The sequence below is a fragment of the Cryptosporangium aurantiacum genome, from assembly GCF_900143005.1.
GTDB lineage: Bacteria > Actinomycetota > Actinomycetes > Mycobacteriales > Cryptosporangiaceae > Cryptosporangium > Cryptosporangium aurantiacum.
Map to the genome: position 1 here is coordinate 198,332 of NZ_FRCS01000003.1, position 19,518 is coordinate 217,849.

Sequence of the window (19,518 nt, forward strand, 5' to 3'; positions counted from 1 at the left end):
GCGGCCCCGTTCGGACGCTGCTGCCCGACGGCGTCGCACGAGGAGGCATCATGACCGCACCGGAGCGGGCTCCCACGATCTACGACGTGGCGAAGGCCGCCGGGGTCGCGGCGTCGACCGTCTCCCGCGCGTTCGCCCGCCCGGGGCGCGTCAACTCGGAGACCGCACGCCGGATCCGGGAGGCAGCGGCCGAACTCGGCTACCGGGCCAACCCGATCGCCCGCGCGCTGCCGACCGGGAAGACGTCGATGATCGCGCTGGTCATCTCCGACGTCACGAACCCGTTTCACAACGAGATCATCCGCGGCGCCCAGGCGGCGGCCGCGGAGGCCGGCTACACGATGCTGCTCTCCGACGCGCAGGAGTCCGGTGCCCGGGAGCGCGAGACGCTCGAGCGAGCGATCTCCGCCGTCGACGGGATCGTGCTCGCGACTTCCCGGATGTCCGACTCGTCGATCCGGACGATCGCGAAGCAGCGCCCGGTCGTCCTGCTCAACCGGGCGCTGGCCGACGTGCCCTGCGTCGTCACCGACAACCCGCGCGGCATGCACCACGCCGCAGCTCACCTCGCCGAGCTGGGCCATCAGCGGGTCACGTACCTGGCCGGACCGGAGGCGTCCTGGGCCGACGGCATGCGGTGGCGATCACTGCGCGAGGGCGCCGCCGAGCTGGGCCTGCACGCCCGGCGCATCGGCCCGTTCGCACCGACCGTCGCGGGCGGAAGCGCAGCGGCCGCCGAGTTCGTCCGTCATCCCACCAGCGCCGTCATCGCCTACAACGACCTGATGGCGATCGGACTCATCCGGGCGCTGACCGCGCGAGGAGCCCGCATCCCTCGCGATCTCAGCGTCATCGGCTTCGACAACATCTTCGCCGCCGACCTGGTGACTCCGCCGCTGACCACGGTCGCCGCGCCGCTGCACGCGATGGGCCTCACCGCGGTTCGGAACCTGCTCGCGATCGTCCGAGGCGCGCAGCCTCGCGCGCAGGAGCCGGTGAGCCTGCCCGCTCGCCTGGTCCTCCGGGCGTCGACCGCTCAGCGTAGCCGGAACAGGACCTCGCCGGCCTGGGGCACCACGAGGGTGTCCGGGTCGGCGGCGAAGGCGTCCACGTCGAGGGTGGCCGGGTCCAGGTAGTCGAGGTTCGCCGCTCGGACGACGTCTTCCGGGATGCCGGTGGCGAGCGTGACCGTCACCCGGTTCCGCTCGCCGTGCTCCGGGTCCCAGGTGCCGGCTCCGCGCAGATGCGTCGAGTGGGCGAGCACGCCCCAGTGTTCGTGCGTGAACCGGTCCCACTGCTTTACGAAGTAGTCGCGGCAGTGGTAACCGATCCGTTCGATCTCCGGGTGCATCGCCGAGATCTGCGTGATGTGCGGCGCGTAGACGACGACCTGTCCCCCGTCCGCGACGATCGGCTCGACCTTGTAGAAGCCCTTGGCGCCGGTCCACATGTCGTCGTACTTGGTCGGCAGGACCGACAGCACCCGCCGGACGGGTGCGTCCAGGTACTTCACGTGGGCCTGCGCGGAGACCTCGGCCGCCGCGGCCCAGGCCGTCTCGGGCGGCCCGAACGACGCCGCGTGCAGCGCGCCGCTCCCGGACTCCACGACGAGACAGAGCGCCAGGCGGCGGCCGGGAATCATCGCGGCCGCCTCGTCGATCAACGCTCGCACCGGCGTGATTCCGCGCGTGCCGATGATCTCGGCGCTGGTGATCAGCGCGCCCAGCCAGTGCGAGAAGTCGATGATCTCGTGCCCGGCCACGCCGGGGAAGAAGTACTTGTTGCCGCCGGAGAACCCGACCACCTCGTGCGGAAACACCGGGCCGACGACCAGACAGACGTCGTGTTCGACGACGGCCCGGTTGACGACGACGTCGACCGGCTCCCGCAGGCGGCCCTCGGAGAGTGCAGCGACGCGGTCGGCGCCGATCCGGCCCAGGGGCACCAGCCGCGCCGGATCCCACCATTCGTGATTGCGCACGGTGTAGGACCCACCCAGGTGCGCCGCTAGCTGCTCGTCGGTCATCGGCGCGTGGGTGCCGAGCGCGATCAGCACGGTCACGTTCGTCGCCCGCCCGTCGAGCGCTTCGTGCACGGCGGAGAGCAGCAGCGGCAACGGGCAGCTGCGGGTGGCGTCCGGTACGACGACGCAGACGCTGCGGCCGTCCAGGTCCGTCTCAGCGAGGCGGGCGTGCACGAACCGGCGGATCGTGTCGGGATCGAGCGTGCGGTCCGCGCCGCCGATGACGCCGCCGACCACGTCCTGGGAGAGGGCCATGAAAGGCACCATGCGCGCCGCACCGCGCATTCGGCAAGGTCGGCAAGCAACGACTGGCAACCGCTTGTCGGCCCGCCCGGCACCGGTTGACGCTCCCGGCCATGGCGAATCCGAATCCGCCGGCCGGAGCAGCGCCGCTGACGGTGCACCCCGATCGGTTGTTCCCCTCCGACGCGGGCGTCCGCGCACTCGCGCGTCGTCTGTACGAGGCGGTGCGGGACGCGCCGATCGTGTCGCCGCACGGCCACGTCGACCCGCGGATGCTGGCCGAGGACTCGCCGTTTCCGCACGCCACCGCGCTGTTCGTGCAGCCCGACCACTACGTGACCCGCGTCCTGCACGCCGCCGGGATCGACCTGGCGGAGCTCGGCGTGGGGCACGCTCCACTCCCCGACGAGCAGGCCCGCCGCGCCTGGCGGCTGCTGTGCGCGAACTGGCACCTGTTCCGTGGCACGCCGGTCCGTTACTGGCTGGAGAGCGAGCTCTCCGACGTCTTCGGCGTGGACGAACAGCCGAGCGCCGCGACGGCGGATGCGCTCTACGACCAGATCGGCGACCAGCTGGCGCAGCCCAGCCACCGGCCCCGCGCGCTGCTGGACCGGTTCCGCATCGAGTTCCTCGCGACCACCGACGACCCCGCCGACTCGTTGGAGCACCATGCGGCGCTGGCCGGTCTCGGTACCCGGGTCGTCCCGACCTTCCGCCCGGACCGCTACCTGGAACCCGCCAAGCCCGGCTGGGCCGACGCCGTCGCCCGGCTCGGCGCGGTCGCGGACACCGACGTCGGTTCGTACAAGGGCTACCTCGCGGCGCTGGAACTGCGGCGCCAGCACTTCCTCGACCACCGGGCCGTCTCCGCCGACCACAGCCACGCCGACGCGATCGCCGAACCGCTGGACGTCGCCGAGGCCGAACGCCTCTACACCGACGCGCTCGCCGGCGCGCTGCAGCCAAACGGCGCGACGGCGTTCCGCAGGCACATGCTGTTCGAGATGGCCCGGATGTCGTGCGACGACGGGCTGGTCATGACGCTGCACCCCGGCATCCACCGTAACCACCACCCCGGCACGCTCGCGGCGTTCGGGCCCGACAGCGGCCACGACATCCCGACCACGATCGAGTTCACCCGGGCGCTGCAGCCCCTACTGGACCGGTTCGGCACCCACCCGAACCTGCACCTGGTGCTGTTCACGGTGGATGCGACCGTGTACAGCAGGGAGATCGCGCCGCTGGCCGGGTTCTACCCGGCGGTCTACGCGGGTGTGCCGTGGTGGTTTCTCGACAACCCCAGCGCGATCCGGTCGTTCCAGGAGTCGGTCACCGAGATCGCCGGTTTCTCCCGGCTGTCCGGCTTCATCGACGACACCCGCGCGTTCTGCTCGATCCCGGCGCGCCACGACATGGCCCGCCGTCTCGACGCCGCCCACCTGGCCCGGCTCGTCGCCGCCCACCGGCTCGACGAGGACGAAGGTCTCGACACCCTCACGGCGCTCGTCGTCGACCAGCCGCGAAAGGTCTTCAAGCTGTGACTACGACGCCCGCCCGCCTGCGCCGCACCGCCCCACCGCCACCGGCCCGGATCCTCCACCTCGGCCTCGGCAGCTTCTTCCGTGCGCATCAGGCCTGGTACACCGCCACCGCGCCGGACGCCCACTCCTGGGGAATCACCGCGTTCACCGGCCGGTCAACCGGGCTCGCCGAGTCGCTCACGGCCCAGGACGGGCTCTACACGCTGGTCAAACGGTGGCCCGAGGGAGACACCGCGTCCGTCGTCGCCTCGGTGGTCGCCGCCCACCCGGGCGCCGACACGGACGCCTGGGTGCGCGCCTGGCGTTCCCGCGAGCTCGCGGTCGTCACGCTCACGGTCACCGAGGCCGGGTACCTGCCCAACGCCACCGTGGCTGAACGTCTCGTCTCCGGGCTCGCCGCCCGGCGGACCGCCGGGGGCGGACCGCTCGCGGTCGTGCCCTGCGACAACCTGCCCGCGAACGGCGAGGTGGTCCGGCGGGTCGTCACCGAGCTCGCGGAGTCGGTCGATCCCACGCTCGCGCGCTGGATCACCGACCACGTCTCGTTCGTGACGACGATGGTCGATCGCATCACCCCGGCGACGACCCCGGACGACGTCAACGCCGCCGCGGAACTGACCGGAGTCGCGGACGCCGCCCCGGTCTTCACCGAGCCGTACACCGAGTGGGTGCTCAGCGGCGACTTCCCGGCCGGGCGCCCGCTCTGGGAAGAGTCGGGTGCCCGGTTCGTCGCCGACGTCGAGCCGCACGAGCAGCGCAAACTCTGGCTGCTCAACGGCGGGCACTCGCTGCTCGCCTACGCGGGCAGCGCCGTCGGCCACGAGACGGTCGCCGACGCCGTCACCGACCCGGCCTGCCGACGGTGGCTCGATCAGTGGTGGGACGAGGCGGCGCGTTACCTGCCGCTGCCGCCCACCGAGATCACCGCGTACCGGGGCGCCTTGCTGGACCGCTGGGCCAACCCGCGGATCCAGCACCGGCTGGCCCAGATCGCCACCGACGGCTCGCAGAAGATCCCGGTGCGGGTGCTGCCGGTCGTGCGCGCCGCCCGGGCGGCGCACCGGATGCCCACCGGCGCGATCCGCATCCTCGCGGCCTGGATCCGCCACCTCCACGGCGCCGGCGCGCCGGTACGCGACGCTGGCGCGGCGCCGTTCGCGGCGGCCACCTCGCCCCGGGACGTCCTGGCCTTGTTCGACCCTGCGCTCGCCGCGGACGAGGACCTCGTCGCCGCACTGGAGGACGCGCTCCGCGGGCACTGACGCGGCTCGCGCCCTGTACAGCCAGGACTGGCACTGTGCGGTCAGGACTGCCGGAGCAGCGCGGGACGCCGTTCTGCGAAGCGGCCGGGACCGGTTCGGACCGTGTGACCGTCGGGGAACACGACCGTCGCGGTCGAGCCGGCGGGCACCTCGACGTCGAGGACAAAATCCTCGCCGTCGAGCTGCCACGCGACACTGATTCGGCCCTGCGGCGAGTCGAACGTCCCGCGCGCCCAGCGCAGCGCAGCGTCCGGCACCGGCGCGACGACGAACGACTCCCACGCCACCGAGCCGGGCGCCTGCCGCAACCCGAGCGTGTGGGTGTGCAGGAACGAGACGACCGCGCCCTTGCTGTAGTGGTTGAGCGAGGCGGTCGCGGTTCCGTGCTCGTCGACGCCGTCCCAGTCCTCCCAGATCGTGGTCGCGCCACGGTCGAGCATGCCGAGCCACGAGGGTGACGTGCGCTGCCGCAAGACGGCGTAGGCCACGTCGGCGTGCCCGGTGTCGGCGAGCACCGGCAGCAGATCGGCGGTGGAGAGGAAGCCGGTGCCCAGGTGCATGCCGGCCGCGCGCACGAGGTCGACGAGGTGCTGGGCCACCCGGTCACGCAGCTGATCCGGAACGAGCCCGAACGCCAGTGCCCGGACGTAGCCGGCCTGCGTGTCGCCGGTGGTGCGGCCGTCGGCGTCGAGGAACTCCCGGCGCCAGGCGTCCCGTACCCGCTCGGCGACCGCCCCGTACCGGGCCGAATCCTCCGGACGGTCGAGCAGAGCCGCGACGGCGGCCAGCGTCCGGGTCGAGCGGTAGAGGTAGGCCGTGGCGACCTCACCCTTGTCGGCGCCGAACCAGCCTGCGGGGTCTTCCCACACCGGGGCGGCCAGCGTGCCGTCGGCAGCCCGGGTCCGCGGTTCGAGCCACTCCCCCCAGTGGAATCCCCCGTCCCACAGAAACGCCTCGTGCTCCTGCGGCTCGGCCGAGCGCTGCACTCGCGAGGAGTGGCGGGCAGTGCGGGCGGAGTTCAGAGCGAACTCCACCCACCGCACCATCGCGTCCCAGTTCTCGGCGAGGACCTGCCGGTCGCCGTAGGTCTCGTAGATCACCCAGGGAACGTGGACGATCGCGTCGCCCCAGCCGGCCGATCCGGTCAGCAGGTCCGAGAGCGGCTCGTGGTTCACCTTCAGCTGCTTGGCGTCCGGCGAGATGTTGCAGATCCGGCCGTCGTCGAACTGGTCGTCGCGGACCGACCGCAGCCACTTGCGGCTGAACCCGGCGACGTCGTAGAGGCGCGCGGCCGTCGGGACGAAGACCTGGTAGTCCCCGGTCCACGCGGACCGCTCCCGGGTGGGGCAGTCGGTCGGAACGTCGACGGCGTTGCCGCGGAAGCTCCACTCGGCAGCCTCGTGCAAGCGGTTGAGGTCGTCGTCGCTGCACGTGAACGTCGCGGTTCGGCGCAGGTCGGTGTGGACGATCTGCATCGTGACGTCGGCCGCCCGGAGCGGGACGTCGCGGGTGACCCGGGCGTAGCGGAATCCGTGCACGGTGTGGCGCGGCTCGAACACCCGGTCGGGCGCGCCGTCGGAGACCACGTCGTCGCGCTGGACGAACGCGGTCGGGGGCTCGTCCGGCCCGCGCTGTGCGTCCAGGTGCGCGGTCGTCAGGTCACCGCTCGCGTCCACGTGCTCGCCGTGATCGATCACCGTCCGGGTCCCCGCCGGACCGAGATCGCTCAGGGTGATCCAGCCGGAGGCGTTCTGGCCGAAGTCGACGACGTACGCACCGTTGTCCAGCCGGCGCACCGTCTCGGCGGGGCGCTGCGCGATGCGTCGCACCGGCGGCGCCGGTGACCAGTCGATCGGCGGCGCGGTCACCGCGTCCACCAGGACGGGAACCGCCGACGACGGCACCGCGGTGAAATCGGTCGTCTGCCCGTCCATCAGGTCCGCGCGCACGATCGTGCCGGTGGACGACGTCCAGCCCGGCCCGCTGCGCACCACCTCGGTGCCACCGTCGGTGTACCGCAGGTGCAGCTCGACGCGCGCGGCGGTTCGGACACCCCAGGTCGCGGGCTCCCGGAACGCGCCGGTCAGCCCGCGGAACCATCCGTCGGAGAGCACGACCTCCAGCCGGTTCTCCCCGGCATTCACGGCTCCGGTCACGTCCGCAGCTTGCGCGTACAGCGTGCTCGCGTACGACGTCGACCCCGGCGACAGCTCCGCCGTCCCCGCCCGGATTCCGTTGACGAACGCTTCGTACACACCGAGCGCCGTGGCATACAGGCGGGCGTGCGACACCGGCCCCCGTGCCCGGAAGGTGGTCGCGAGCGTGGAGGCGGGACGCGGCCCGGCCTGCGGGTCCTCCGCCGGGGAGATCCACCGCGACGACCAGTCGGCGTCCAGCAGCCCGACCTCGAACGCGGCCCACTCCGACCACGCAGAGGTGCCACCCAGGCCGGTGACGCGCACCCGCCACCGCACGGCCTGCCCGCTCTCCAGCGGTGCCCACGGCCACTCGACGTAGAGGTGACGGCTCGTCGTGGCAGCGATCCTCGCACCGTCGGACGTCTCGAGCTCGTACGCCTCCTGGGCGACCCAGCCGGCCGGGAGCTTCCAGCTCAGCCGCGGGTTCGCGCCGCTGACCGGGAACTCGTCCCCGCCGGAGTCGATCCGCAGGTCGTACGGTGCGGTCATGGCCGCTTTCCCGTCCATCGCTCGCGCAGGGCGTACGCGGCGGCTTTCGGTTGCCGGTCCCGGGTGAAGACGCCCTTCTTGTTGCCGCCCACGCGGACGATGCCCGACGTCGTCGTGAAGTCGGCGAAGTTCCACACCTGCTCGCCGACGACCGCGTCGATCCGGTCGAAGACCCGGTGGTTCATCTCCAGGTACGCGGTCTGGTACTCCTCCGACCACGGCTCGGCGGTCAGCGAGCGCAGGCCCGGGTAGGTGTCGGCGCCGTACTCGGTGATGATGATCGGCTTGTTCTCCGTCGCCCAGCCACGCAGCTCCTGCTCCCACATGGCCTCGGCGGCCGCGAGGTCGCCGGTCGCGACGTACCAGCCGTAGTACCGGTTGAGCATCAGCACGTCGGCGAACTGGGAGACCCGGCACGTCGGGTAGTACGCCATCATCATATTGACGAACCCGACCGGCCGGGTCGGATCGAGCTCACGGGTCAGCGCGAACAGCGGACGGAAGTAGTCCTCGCCGCCCTCGCTCTCCGACTCCGGCTCGTTGGCGATCGACCAGAGCACCACGCTGGGGTGGTTCTTGTCCCGGGCGATCAGCTCGCGGATGGCCTGCGCGTGCACCTCCCGCGTCTCGTCGTTGACGGTCTCCGCGCTGTAGGTGGGGCGTCCCTGGACGCCGAACATGCCTCCGGTGACGTTCATGTTGAGACCGACCGCGGCGGTCTCGTCGATGACGACGATCCCCCGCCGGTCGGCGTAGTCCAGGACGTCCTGCGAGTACGGGTAGTGCGAGGTGCGGAACGAGTTCGCTCCGATCCACTCCAGCAGCTCGAAGTCGTGCAGCATGAGCGCGTCGTTGTGGCCCTTGCCGAGCACCGCGTGGTCCTCGTGCATGCCGAAACCGGTGAAGTAGAACGGCTCCCCGTTGATCAGGAACCGGTTCCCGTCGACGGCGACCGTGCGGATGCCGACGCTCTGGTGGTACCGGTCGAGCAGCTCGCCTCGCCGGTCGAGCAGCTGGACGTCCAGGTCGTAGAGGTATCCGTCGCCGGGCGCCCACCGATGGACGTCCGGGACGACGAGCGTGCCGCGCGCTCCGTCGCCGCGCGCCACCGCGCGGCCGTCGGCGTCGAGCAGGGTCACCGCGACACGGGCACCGCCGGTGGATTCCACGGCGTAGTCGACGCTGCCGGTGGCACCGTCGAGACCGGTCACCACGGTCACGTCGGTGAGGTGCTCCCGGCCGGTCGTGTGCAGCCACACGGTGCGGTGCAGGCCGGCGTAGTTGAAGAAGTCGTGCCAGTACTTCTGCCGCTTGCCCTGCGGGGTGTCCTCCACGAAGCCCGGCGGGATCGACTGGTAGGTCAGCGTGTTGTCGACCGCGATCGTGATCCGGCTCTGCTGCCCTGCGGTGACGTGGTCGGTCAGGTCGGCCTCGAACGGGGTGTAGCCGCCCTCGTGGGACGCCACCTCGACGTCGTCGACCCAGATCGTCGCGCGGTGAGTGGCCGCTTCGACGTTCAGCACGATCCGTTGTCCGTCCCAGCCGCGCGGCGCGAACGTCGTCAGCTGGTACCAGGCGACGCCGACGTGGTCGCGGACGGCCGGGTCGGTGGAGATGTCGTTGTAGCTGGCCGGCACGGCCATCTGCCGCCCTCCGGGCAGCGGACCGGCGAACCAGCGGTCGGTACGGCCGACGCCGTCCGGGTCGAGCGCGAAGCTCCACAGGCCGTTGAGCGACTTCCGCTCCCGGCTGCCGTTGTCCTGGGGCCGAAGCACCTCGACGTCCTCCTCGAATGTCGTGCGTGTTCCCGCCATTAGCCCGGTCGGGGCGGGTCGAGACAATCGGTTGCCATTCGTTGCCTCAAAAACGTGCTCATCCGCAAGTTTGCTTGTAATGCATATTTGCTGATCCGCATTTTTGCTTTACGGTGCGTCCATTCCGCACTCCGCTGGAGGACCGCACCGTGCCGATGCCTGACGTTTCATCACACTCTGTCGCTCAGCTCGTGTCGCTGACCGGCCGCCGCGCCGTCGTCACCGGCGGCGCCCAGGGCCTGGGCAAGGCAATCGCCGCGCGGCTCGCCGAAGCCGGCGCCGACGTCCTGATCGGCGACCGCAACGCCGACCTCGCCACCACCGCCGCCACGGACCTCGACGAGCGGTACCCGGGCCGCGTGATCGGCGCCTTCCTCGACGTCACGGACACCGGGACGGTCAACGCCGTGGCGGATCGGGCCGTGGATGAACTCGGGGGCCTCGACATCTGGGTCAACAACGCCGGCATCTTCCCGGCCGTCCCCCTCCTCGAACTGACCGACGAGACCTGGGACCAGGTGTTCGCCGTCAACACCCGGGGCACGCTCGTCGGCGCGCGCGAAGCAGCGCGGCGCATGACCGCAGCCGGGCACGGCGGCGTCATCGTCAACATCGTCTCCACCGCAGGCTTCCGCGGAGTCGGCCCAGGTCTCGCCGCCTACGTCGGCTCGAAGCACGCGGTGCGTGGCCTGACCCGCAACCTGGCGCTGGAGCTCGCACCGCACGGCATCCGCGTGCTCGGCGTCGCACCGACGTTCGTGCCCACCGAGGGCAACATGGCGCTCGTCGCGGCCGCGTTCCCGGACGGCGCCGACCCGGCCGACCTGCTCCCCCAGATGACGAACAGCCTGATCGGCCGGGTCGCCGTGCCCGACGACATCGCCCGCGTGGTGCTCTTCTGCGCCAGCGACCTGTCGGCGTTCATGACCGGCAGCACCCTGCTGGCCGACGCCGGTGAGACCCTGTGACGCACGAAGCCGGGTCGGGCGGCCTGGGCCTGCGGGAACGCAAGAAGCAGGCGACGCGCGAGGCGATCGGCAACGCCGCACTGCGCCTGGCCCTCGAGCACGGCCCGCAGAACGTCCGAGTAGACGACATCGTGGCCGCGGCCGGTGTCTCGCCGCGCACGTTCAACAACTACTTTTCCAGCCGGGAAGAAGCGATCTGGGCGCCTCGAGTCGACCAGATCGTCCGTCTCGCCTCCGCGCTCCGGGACCGTCCGACCGACGAGCCGGTCGACGTGGCGCTCCGCGCCGTACTGCTCGAACAGGCCGTCGTGACCGAGCGGGACAAAGACCTGATCCGCCGGATCGCAGCGGTGCCGGCGCTGCGCGCGGAGTACCTCCGCGGAATCACTCAGGTGGAGGAGGCGTTCAGCGAATTCGTCGCCCAACGCACCGGCGCCGCGGCGCACGACCTCGGACCCCGGCTGATTGCCGGGGCGTACGCCGTGGCGCTGCGAGTGGCCAGCGGGTATTGGCTGACGGCCGAGGGTGACCCGGCTCTGCTACCCATCCTCGCGGAGGCGCTCGACCGGGTCGCGCCGGTGGCGCGCGGGCTGGACCGATGCTGATCGGACTGCTGCGCGAGCACCTGCGTCCCTTTAGACGGACGCTCCTGCTGGTGATCGTTCTGCAACTGCTGCAGACGCTGGCCTCGCTGTACCTGCCGACGCTCAACGCCGACATCATCGACCGTGGCGTGGTCCGCGGCGACACCGGCTACATCCTGCGCGTCGGCGGGCTCATGGTCGGCGTCAGCGTCGTCGCGCTGCTCGGCCAGGCGGTAGCCGTGTACTTCGCCGCTCGCGTCGCGATGGGCCTCGGCCGCGATCTGCGCGCCGCGCTGTACCACCGCGTCCAATCGTTCTCCGCCCGCGACGTCGGTGCATTCGGCACACCGTCGCTGATCACGCGGGTGACCAACGACGTCCAGCAGGTACAGATGCTGGTCACCTCGGCGCTGACGCTGTCGGTCATCGCACCGGTCGTGTGTCTCGGCAGCTTCGCGCTCGCCCTGCACCAGGACGTGCCGCTCTCCGGAGTGCTGCTGATCGCGCTACTGCTGCTGATCGTCGTCATCGCCGTGGTGGTCCTGCGCGCCCGGCCGTATTTCCGGCTGATGCAGGAGCGCCTCGACGGGATCAACCACGTGCTCCGGGAGCAGATCACCGGCGTCCGGGTGATCCGGGCGTTCGTTCGCGAGGAGTTCGAACAGGCTCGCTTCGATCGGGCGAACGACGAGCTGTACGGCGTGTCGCTGCGCGCCGGACAGGTGATGGCGGCGCTGTTCCCGGTCGTGCTGCTCGCCGTGAACGTCTCCAGCGTCGCGGTGCTCTGGTTCGGCGGGCACCGGATCGACGGCGGTGATCTGCAGGTCGGCGAACTCACCGCGTTCCTCAGCTACCTGTTGCAGACGCTGATGTCGGTGCTGCTGGCCACGTTCATGTTCATGATGCTGCCCCGGGCGGAGATCAGCGCCGAGCGTGTGCAGGAGGTGCTCCGTACCTCGCCGGAGATCGTGCCGCCCGACGAGCCGGTGAAACTGCCCGCACGGCAGGGGCGCGTGGAGTTCCGCGGCGTCACGTTGTTACTGCCCGGCGCCGAGGAACCCGTGCTCCGAGACGTCGACCTGGTCGGTGAGCCCGGTCGGGTGACCGCGATCGTGGGAAGCACCGGGAGCGGGAAGACCACGCTGCTCCACCTGATCCCCCGGCTGATGGACGTCACGGCGGGCCAGGTGACGATCGACGGAGCAGACGTCCGCGAGCTGGACCGCGCCGCGCTGTCGACGCTGATCGGGCTCGTGCCGCAGAAGCCCTACCTGTTCAGCGGCACGATCGCCTCGAACCTCCGCTACGGCGATCCGGACGCCACCGACGACGAGCTCTGGCGCGCGCTGGAGATCGCGCAGGCCACCGACTTCGTCCGGCGGCTGCCCGACGGTCTCGACGCCCCGATCAGCCAGGGCGGCAGGAACCTGTCCGGCGGACAGCGTCAGCGCCTCGCGATCGCCAGGGCCCTCGTCCACCGGCCACGGATCTACCTGTTCGACGACTCGTTCTCGGCTCTCGACTACGCCACCGACGCCGCTCTACGTGCCGCGCTCCTCCGCCAGACCGCCGACGCGACCGTCCTCGTCGTCGCCCAGCGGATCAGCACGATCCGGAACGCCGACCGCATCGTCGTCCTCGACCAGGGCCGCGTCGTCGGCACCGGAACCCACGACGAGCTCCTCGAGACGAACGCCACCTATCAGGAGATCGTCGCGTCCCAGCGCTCCGGCGAGGAGGCGGCCGCGTGAGCGCGAAGTCACCCGCCGCGGTGCGCGGCCCCGGCGAGCGCGCGGGCGATCCGCGCAGCTCCAGCCTGCGACTGCTGGCCGCGCTGCGCCCCGAGCGCGGCCTGGTCACCGTCTCCGTGATCCTGGCGGTGGTGAGCGTCGTACTGTCGGTCGCCGGGCCGAAACTCCTGGGCGACGCCACCGACCTGATCTTCGCCGGCGTGATCGACCGGGCCCGCGGCATCGACTTCGGCGACGTCGGGCGGCTGCTCCTGTCCGTACTCGTGATCTACCTGGTCGCGGCGTTGCTCGCCTACCTCCAAGGCCGGATGACGACGACGATCGTGCAGCGCGTCGTCCGCCGGCTGCGGGCCGACGTCCAGGCGAAGCTGGCCCGGTTGCCGCTGAGCTACTTCGACCGGCAGTCGCGCGGCGAGATTCTGTCCCGAGTCACCAACGACATGGACAACCTGGCGCAGGCCCTGCAGCAGACGCTCAGCCAGCTGGTGATCTCCGCGCTGACCATCGTCGGTGTTCTGGGCATGATGTTCTGGATTTCTCCGCTGCTGGCGTTGGTCGCCCTGGTGACGATTCCGCTCTCCGGTTTCGTCGCGGGCCGGATCGGACGCCGCGCGCGGCCCCAGTTCGCCGCGCAGTGGGCGTCGACAGGTCGTCTGAACGGGCACGTCGAGGAGGCCTTCACCGGGCACACGCTCGTCACCGCGTTCGGCCGCCAGGACGAGATGGCCGCGGATTTCGACGCGCACAACGACGCGCTCTACCGAGCGGCCCGCCGTGCCCAGTTCCTCAGCAGCCTGACCCAGCCGGCGATGCTGTTCCTGAGCAACCTCAACTACGTGCTGATCGCGGTGGTGGGAGCGCTGCGGGTCGCGTCCGGAGCGCTGACGCTCGGCGAGGTGCAGGCGTTCATCCAGTACTCCCGGCAGTTCAGTCAGCCGATCGCGCAGGTGGCGAGCATGGCCAACGTGCTGCAGTCCGGCGTCGCGTCCGCGGAGCGGGTCTTCGCATTGCTCGACGCCGACGAGCAGGACCCCGACCCGGCCGCTCCGGCTTCGCCGGAGAAGCTCCGTGGGCGGGTGGAGTTCGACCACGTCTCGTTCCGCTACGCCCCCGACAAGCCCCTCATCGGCGATCTCTCGCTGACCGTCGAGCCCGGGCAGACCGTCGCGATCGTCGGCCCCACCGGCGCCGGAAAGACCACGCTGGTCAACCTCCTTCTCCGGTTCTACGAGGTCACCGGCGGGCGCATCACGCTCGACGGCGTCGACATCGCGACGATGTCGCGCGCCGACCTCCGGGCCGCCACCGGCATGGTGCTGCAGGACGCCTGGCTCTTCGGCGGAACCATCGCCGACAACATCGCCTACGGTGCCCGCCGGGACGTCACCCAGGCGGACATCGTCGCGGCGGCGGAAGCCACCCACGTCGACCACTTCGTCCGCACCCTGCCCGACGGCTACGACACCGTCCTGGACGACGAGGGCTCGGGCGTCTCCGCCGGCGAGCGGCAGCTCATCACGATCGCCCGCGCGTTCCTCGCCGAACCGGCGATCCTGATCCTGGACGAGGCCACCAGCTCCGTCGACACTCGCACCGAACTGCTCATCCAGCAGGCGATGAATTCCCTGCGCCAGGGACGAACCAGCTTCGTCATCGCCCACCGCCTCTCCACGATCCGCGACGCCGACCTCATCCTCGTTCTGGAGGACGGCCACATCGTCGAACAGGGCGCGCACACCGAACTACTCGCGGCAGAGGGTGCTTACGCGCGGTTGTACGCCGCCCAGTTCGCCCAGGCCACCATCGAGCTGTAGAGCTGCAGGAGAACCATGCGTCCGATCATTCCCGGCTTCTTTCCCGACCCGAGCGTGTGCCGGGCCGGCGACACCTACTGGCTGGCATGCTCCACATTCGAGTACGCACCCGGTGTTCCGCTCTTCCGCTCGACGGATCTCCGGTCGTGGGACCAGGTCGGCAACGTCCTGGCCCACCCGTCCCAGCTCGACGTCTCCCGGGCCACACCGTCCGGCGGAGTCCTCGCGCCGACGCTGCGCCACCACGACGGTCGCTTCTGGATGATCACCACGAACTTCACCGACGGCGGCGGCCAGGTCCTCACCTGGGCCGACGACCCGGCCGGCGAATGGGCGGACCCGATCCGGCTGCCCGGCGTCATCGGATTCGATCCCGACCTGACCTGGGACGACGACGGCACGTGCTACCTCACCTACTCCGGCTACGGAGCGGGAGGCCACCTCGGAATCGTCCAGCAGCTGTTCGACCTCGAGAAGGGCGTCGTGCTCGGTGAGCAACGACGTCTGTGGAACGGCACCGGCGGCAAGTCCCCCGAAGGCCCGCACCTCTACCGGATCGGCGAGTACTGGTACCTGCTGATCGCCGAGGGCGGCACCGAGCGCGGGCACGCGGCGACGATCGCCCGCGCGACCTCCCCGGCTGGGCCCTTCGAGCCCTGCCCCGATAACCCGATCCTCACCGCACGGGGCACCGACGCGCCCGTCCAGAGCACCGGGCACGCCGACCTCGTGCAGCGCGCGGACGGCACCTGGGCGATCGTGTACCACGGTGTCCGACCCAGGGGCGGCACCCCGCAGTGGCACGTACTCGGACGCGAGACGTTCGCTGCCGAGGTCGAGTGGGTGGACGGCTGGCCGCGGATCGGGGCTCCGATCGAGCCGGACGAGGCCTCCGTAGCAGCGAGCGACGAACTCGCGGGCGACATCCTGCCCGCCTCGTGGGTGGCACCGTTCGGGTTCCCCGAGTCGGTCTTCACCCGGACGCCGGAGGGATGGCGCCTGCGCGCCCAGGGACCCGTGCTGGTCGGTCGGCGTCAGCAGCATCTCTCCGCGACAGCACGGGTGGTCGTCGACCCGACCGGCGGCGTCGGCGGCGCCTCGATCTGGATCGACCCGCGTCACCGACTAGACCTCGAAGTGACCGACGGCCGGGTGCGGGCGATCGCTCATGTCGGCGAGCTCACCACCGTGTTGGGTGAGGCACCGCTCACCGATCCGGGCCGGGCGACGCTCGAGCTACGGGCCGTACCGAATGACGTCGCCACCTACCTCCCGGGTGGAGCCGCGCCCGACCACGTGGCCGCAGGCGTCGTCGACGGCGAGGAGTTCACGGAGCTGGGCCGCCTGGATGGCCGCTACCTGTCCACGGAGGTCGCCGGCGGATTCACCGGTCGGCTGTTCGGCTGCTGGGCCGAGCAGGGCAGCATCCTCGTCCGTTCGTTCACCTACTGCGGCACCGTGGCCCGGCAGTGAGCAACGCGGGTGCCGGGACCGGCTCCCCACGAGACGTCCCGGCACCCGCCTGCCCGACCGCGTGATCGCGGTGGTCAAGGGGGTTTCGCGTCAGCCCATCCCGATGCGGACGTTCTTGATCCGCAGGAACTCGTGCAGGCCTTCGACGCCGCCCGCGCGGCCGGTGCCGCTCTGCTTGTATCCGCCGTACGGGCCCTGGGGCTGGATGTCGCTGAACGTGTTGACCCACACCGAGCCGGACTCCAGGCGGCGGGCCACCCGGTGGGCCCGGGTCAGGTCGTTGGTCTGGATGAACGCGTTCAGCCCGTAGGTGGTGTCGTTGGCGATCCGCACCGCGTCGTCCTCATCCGTGGCGCGCAGCACCGAAACCACGGGTCCGAAGGTCTCGATCGCCGCCAGCGGCGAGGCGTTGTCGACGTCGGCGAACACCGTCGGCTCGATGAAATAGCCGTCGGCCAGGTCGCCGCCGAGCCGGCTGCCGCCGGTCACGAGGCGGCCCATCTTGCGGTCGACCGCCTCGTCGATGACCCCGAGGATGCGGTCGGCCGCGCCCTGCGTGACGACCGGCCCGAACATGACCTGGGGGTCGAACGGGTCGCCGATCGGCGCGCTCTGCACGACCGCGACGAACTTCTCCAGGAAGGCGTCGTAGACCTCATGGTGGACGATGATCCGGCTGGCGCAGGCGCAACTCTGACCGGCCTGTCCGAGCGGACCCTGGAACGCGGCGAGCATCGCCGCACCGTCGAGGTTCGCGTCGTCGAACACGAGCAGCGCGTTCTTGCCGCCGAGCTCGGTGACCACCGGGGTGAGATTGTCGGTCGCCGCCCGGAGAATCGTCCGCGCGGTGCCGCCCCCGCCGGTGAAGTGGATCTTCCCGATCCCGGGGTGCCGCACCAGCGCGTCGCCGCCCTCGGCCCCGGCCGTCACGACGTTCACCAGCCCGGCCGGCAGGCCGACCTCCAGGCAGAGCTCGCCGAACCGCAGGGCGGCCAGCGGCGCGAGCTCCGACGGCTTGAGCACGACCGCGTTGCCGGCCGCCAGCGCGGGAGCGACCGCGAGGCCGACCGGAACCAGCGCACCGTTCCACGGTGCGATCACTCCGATCACGCCGTAGGGCTCACGCTCGACGAGGTTGACGTCGAACCCGCCACTGACCGGAGTGCTCAACCCGTGCGCCTTGTCGGCGTAACCGGCGTAGTACCGCAGGAACCGCTCGGTGAGCACGCTGTTGCCCGCCATCGAGATCGGCACCGCGTAGTCGTGGGTGTTCAGCTCGGAGAGCTCGGCCTGATGGTCGCGGACGGCGTCGGCCAGGTCGAGCAACACGTCACGGCGGCGGTCGACCGGGAACGAGACCCACTCGCGTTGCGCCTCGGCCGCGGACCGCACGGCGGCGTCCATCTCCGCCGCGCCGGCGATCGTGATCGTGGCGTTGGGACGGCCGGTGCCGGCGAACAGGTGCTCGTAGGTTCCGCCGGACGACGTGGTGACCTTGTCGCCGCCGATCAACAGGGCGCCGTTCATGCCGCTTCCCTCTCCGCTCGGACGCGGGCCTGCTGGGCGGCGATCACGCCGTTGAGATGCGACGCTTTCGGCCAGCCGCTGTAGACGGCGAAGTGCAGCGCCAGCTCGTCCATCTCGTCGAACGACACATCGCCGCTCTTGAGCGCCGCGTAGACGTGCGAGTCGATCGGGATCGGCGCGTCCTGGAACGCCACGCAGGCCACCGTGATCAGCCGTCGCGCCTTCATGTCCAGACCCGGCCGCACCCACATCTCACCGAAGACGAAGTTCAGAATCCCCGCGCCCTGATACGGGTTGTCCCGCGCCGGGGCGAACGGCAGGCAGTTGATCTCGGCGAAGTGGCGTTCCCCGCCCTGCAGACGCTCCTCCGGGTCGCTGGCCGTGGTCAGCGGCAACAGCGGTTCGGGCGGCGGGGCCTCGGTTCCCCGCTCCGCGTGGATGCGCGCCCACTGGGCGTCCACCACGCCGTTGAGGCGTGACGCTTTGGGCCAGCCCGCGTAGACGGCGAAGTGCAGCACGGCCTCCCGCATCTCGACGATGCTCACGTCACCGCTGTTGAGCGCCGCGTAGACGTGATCGTCCAGGGGCTGTGGCGCGTCGGCGTCGGCCACGCACGCGAGCGTCACGAACCGGCGGTCGCGTCGGCTGAGCCCCGGCCGTGACCAGACCTCGGCGAAGACGAAGTCCAGCAGACCGGTCGTCGCCGGGCTCGTGTCGTCCGGTGGGTCGAACGTCATGATGTCGGAGAATCCGCGCCGACCTTGCTCTCTGCGCGCGGTATCGACGGTGTCCACGACCATGGTTATGTCTCTTTCCTGAAATGTATTCGGCGCAGGCCGAACCACGGCGGCGCCATTCGCGATTCGCACCACCGGGTCTCGAAAAGAATTCAGACCTTGTTGACGAAGCCGGCGTCGACCGGAAGCGTCACGCCGGTGATGTGCTTCGCGTCGTCGGAGGCGAGGAACGCGATCGCCGCGCTGATCTCCTCGGGCTCGAGCATGTCGACCGGCATCGGGTTCTGCAGGTGCGCACCGGCCTGCGGGTTCGCCTGCAGGAACGCGGTCATCTCCGGATTGACCGCCATCATCGTGCGCACCGCGGTCGGGTGCACCGTGTTGACCCGGATGTTGTACTCGGCCAGGCTGTTGGCCAGGCTACGCATCAACCCGACGACGCCATGCTTCGCGGCGCCGTAACCGAGCCCACCGCCCTGCAGGCCGCCGAAGCCCACCAGGCCGGCCGAGGAGCTGGTGAGGATGATCGCCCCACCACGTCCACCCTGGATGAGGTGCGGCAACGCGGCCCGAACCGTGTGGAACGTCCCGGTCAGGTTGACGTCGACCACCGCGGTCCACTGCGCGAGTTCTTCCTCGATCGGAATCATGCCGAACGAGGTCGGAGCGATTCCGGCGTTCGCGCTCACGATGTCCAGGTGCCCGAACTCGGCGACACCGGCATCGAGGGCCGCGCTCACCTGTGCGTAGTCCCGGACGTCCGCGACCGAAGCGATGATCCGGCGATCCTGCGCCTCGACCAGCTTCACCGTCTCGTCGAGCTCGTCCCTGGTGGCCATCGGGTACCCGTTGGCGGGGATGTCCTCGCAGATGTCGATCCCGATGATGTCGGCGCCTTCGCTCGCCAACCGCACGGCATGGCTTCGGCCCTGCCCCCGCGCGACTCCGGTGATAAACGCAACCTTGCCATCGAGACGGCCCATTATTCCTCCATTGATGTCACCATCGACTTAGCCACGGTAACGCGGTTACCAGGGCTTGTGAAGAGTTTTAGAAACATCAAAGTAAGGTGGTTCCGTGAGTAGTTCGCCGAG

The 19,518-nt window shown here is 70.7% G+C and carries 14 protein-coding genes; 8 read left to right on the forward strand and 6 right to left on the reverse strand.

Features of this window, described 5'->3' with window-relative positions:
* The first annotated feature begins 50 nt into the window (after positions 1-50).
* On the forward strand, positions 51-1,136 hold the full coding sequence (locus BUB75_RS11785; protein ID WP_073257111.1) for a LacI family DNA-binding transcriptional regulator: 1,086 nt from the start codon (positions 51-53) through the stop codon (positions 1,134-1,136).
* Here BUB75_RS11785 and BUB75_RS11790 read toward each other — a convergent pair.
* Entirely contained in the window at positions 1,037-2,278 is a 1,242-nt protein-coding gene (locus tag BUB75_RS11790) for a lactate racemase domain-containing protein (protein ID WP_073255801.1), read from the reverse strand. The two genes, BUB75_RS11785 and BUB75_RS11790, sit on opposite strands and share 100 nt — an antisense overlap.
* Before the next feature lie 101 nt (positions 2,279-2,379).
* Here BUB75_RS11790 and uxaC point away from each other — a divergent pair, with 101 nt between their 5' ends.
* Both uxaC and BUB75_RS11800 read left to right on the forward strand, forming a co-directional pair.
* The gene (gene uxaC / locus BUB75_RS11795; protein WP_073255804.1) at positions 2,380-3,807 is read left to right on the forward strand and encodes a glucuronate isomerase; all 1,428 of its coding nucleotides are present in this window, start codon (positions 2,380-2,382) and stop codon (positions 3,805-3,807) included.
* Positions 3,804-5,069 (forward strand): mannitol dehydrogenase family protein, encoded by a 1,266-nt coding sequence (locus tag BUB75_RS11800; RefSeq protein ID WP_073255807.1) that lies wholly within the window; start codon positions 3,804-3,806, stop codon positions 5,067-5,069. The genes uxaC and BUB75_RS11800 overlap by 4 nt, the downstream gene beginning before the upstream one ends.
* Before the next feature lie 41 nt (positions 5,070-5,110).
* Here the strand turns inward: BUB75_RS11800 and BUB75_RS11805 are convergent, their stop codons facing one another.
* Positions 5,111-7,756, reverse strand: a complete 2,646-nt coding sequence (locus BUB75_RS11805) for a family 78 glycoside hydrolase catalytic domain (protein ID WP_073257114.1) — start codon at positions 7,754-7,756, stop codon at positions 5,111-5,113.
* Positions 7,753-9,570 carry a beta-glucuronidase gene (gene uidA, locus BUB75_RS11810; protein WP_073255810.1) on the reverse strand — a complete coding sequence of 606 codons (1,818 nt, stop codon included), beginning with the start codon at positions 9,568-9,570 and terminating at the stop codon, positions 7,753-7,755. Before uidA ends, BUB75_RS11805 begins: the two co-directional genes overlap by 4 nt.
* 155 nt (positions 9,571-9,725) lie before the next feature.
* Between uidA and BUB75_RS11815 the strand changes: the two genes are divergently transcribed.
* The 5 genes from BUB75_RS11815 to BUB75_RS11835 are packed head-to-tail and all read left to right on the forward strand — an operon-like array spanning position 9,726 to position 16,160.
* The gene (locus BUB75_RS11815; protein ID WP_073255813.1) at positions 9,726-10,538 is read left to right on the forward strand and encodes an SDR family NAD(P)-dependent oxidoreductase; all 813 of its coding nucleotides are present in this window, start codon (positions 9,726-9,728) and stop codon (positions 10,536-10,538) included.
* Complete coding sequence (locus tag BUB75_RS11820) at positions 10,535-11,143, forward strand: TetR/AcrR family transcriptional regulator (protein WP_073255816.1); 609 nt, start codon at positions 10,535-10,537, stop codon at positions 11,141-11,143. Before BUB75_RS11815 ends, BUB75_RS11820 begins: the two co-directional genes overlap by 4 nt.
* Positions 11,137-12,873, forward strand: coding sequence for an ABC transporter ATP-binding protein (locus BUB75_RS11825; protein WP_073255819.1), 1,737 nt, complete (start codon positions 11,137-11,139; stop codon positions 12,871-12,873). Before BUB75_RS11820 ends, BUB75_RS11825 begins: the two co-directional genes overlap by 7 nt.
* Complete coding sequence (locus BUB75_RS11830; protein ID WP_218617445.1) at positions 12,870-14,687, forward strand: ABC transporter ATP-binding protein; 1,818 nt, start codon at positions 12,870-12,872, stop codon at positions 14,685-14,687. The genes BUB75_RS11825 and BUB75_RS11830 overlap by 4 nt, the downstream gene beginning before the upstream one ends.
* A gap of 15 nt (positions 14,688-14,702) precedes the next feature.
* Positions 14,703-16,160 (forward strand): glycoside hydrolase family 43 protein, encoded by a 1,458-nt coding sequence (locus BUB75_RS11835; RefSeq protein ID WP_073255822.1) that lies wholly within the window; start codon positions 14,703-14,705, stop codon positions 16,158-16,160.
* Between the two features lie 90 nt (positions 16,161-16,250).
* Here the strand turns inward: BUB75_RS11835 and BUB75_RS11840 are convergent, their stop codons facing one another.
* The 3 genes from BUB75_RS11840 to BUB75_RS11850 all read right to left on the reverse strand — a co-directional run bounded on the left by BUB75_RS11840 (position 16,251) and on the right by BUB75_RS11850 (position 19,407).
* A complete protein-coding gene (locus BUB75_RS11840) occupies positions 16,251-17,687 on the reverse strand; it encodes an aldehyde dehydrogenase family protein (RefSeq protein ID WP_073255825.1) in 1,437 nt (478 codons plus the stop codon).
* Complete coding sequence (locus BUB75_RS11845) at positions 17,684-18,487, reverse strand: carboxymuconolactone decarboxylase family protein (protein WP_073255828.1); 804 nt, start codon at positions 18,485-18,487, stop codon at positions 17,684-17,686. Before BUB75_RS11845 ends, BUB75_RS11840 begins: the two co-directional genes overlap by 4 nt.
* A gap of 89 nt (positions 18,488-18,576) precedes the next feature.
* Positions 18,577-19,407, reverse strand: a complete 831-nt coding sequence (locus BUB75_RS11850; RefSeq protein ID WP_073255831.1) for a mycofactocin-coupled SDR family oxidoreductase — start codon at positions 19,405-19,407, stop codon at positions 18,577-18,579.
* Positions 19,408-19,518 lie beyond the last annotated feature (111 nt).

Bases quoted from the DNA above. Each gene is read 5' to 3' on its own strand.
- BUB75_RS11785 (WP_073257111.1), top strand. From the start codon at position 51: ATGACCGCACCGGAGCGGGCTCCCACGATCTACGACGTGGCGAAGGCC.
- BUB75_RS11790 (WP_073255801.1), bottom strand. From the start codon at position 2,278: ATGGCCCTCTCCCAGGACGTGGTCGGCGGCGTCATCGGCGGCGCGGAC.
- uxaC (WP_073255804.1), top strand. From the start codon at position 2,380: ATGGCGAATCCGAATCCGCCGGCCGGAGCAGCGCCGCTGACGGTGCAC.
- BUB75_RS11805 (WP_073257114.1), bottom strand. From the start codon at position 7,756: ATGACCGCACCGTACGACCTGCGGATCGACTCCGGCGGGGACGAGTTC.
- uidA (WP_073255810.1), bottom strand. From the start codon at position 9,570: ATGGCGGGAACACGCACGACATTCGAGGAGGACGTCGAGGTGCTTCGG.
- BUB75_RS11815 (WP_073255813.1), top strand. From the start codon at position 9,726: ATGCCTGACGTTTCATCACACTCTGTCGCTCAGCTCGTGTCGCTGACC.
- BUB75_RS11825 (WP_073255819.1), top strand. From the start codon at position 11,137: ATGCTGATCGGACTGCTGCGCGAGCACCTGCGTCCCTTTAGACGGACG.
- BUB75_RS11835 (WP_073255822.1), top strand. From the start codon at position 14,703: ATGCGTCCGATCATTCCCGGCTTCTTTCCCGACCCGAGCGTGTGCCGG.
- BUB75_RS11840 (WP_073255825.1), bottom strand. From the start codon at position 17,687: ATGAACGGCGCCCTGTTGATCGGCGGCGACAAGGTCACCACGTCGTCC.
- BUB75_RS11845 (WP_073255828.1), bottom strand. From the start codon at position 18,487: ATGGTCGTGGACACCGTCGATACCGCGCGCAGAGAGCAAGGTCGGCGC.
- BUB75_RS11850 (WP_073255831.1), bottom strand. From the start codon at position 19,407: ATGGGCCGTCTCGATGGCAAGGTTGCGTTTATCACCGGAGTCGCGCGG.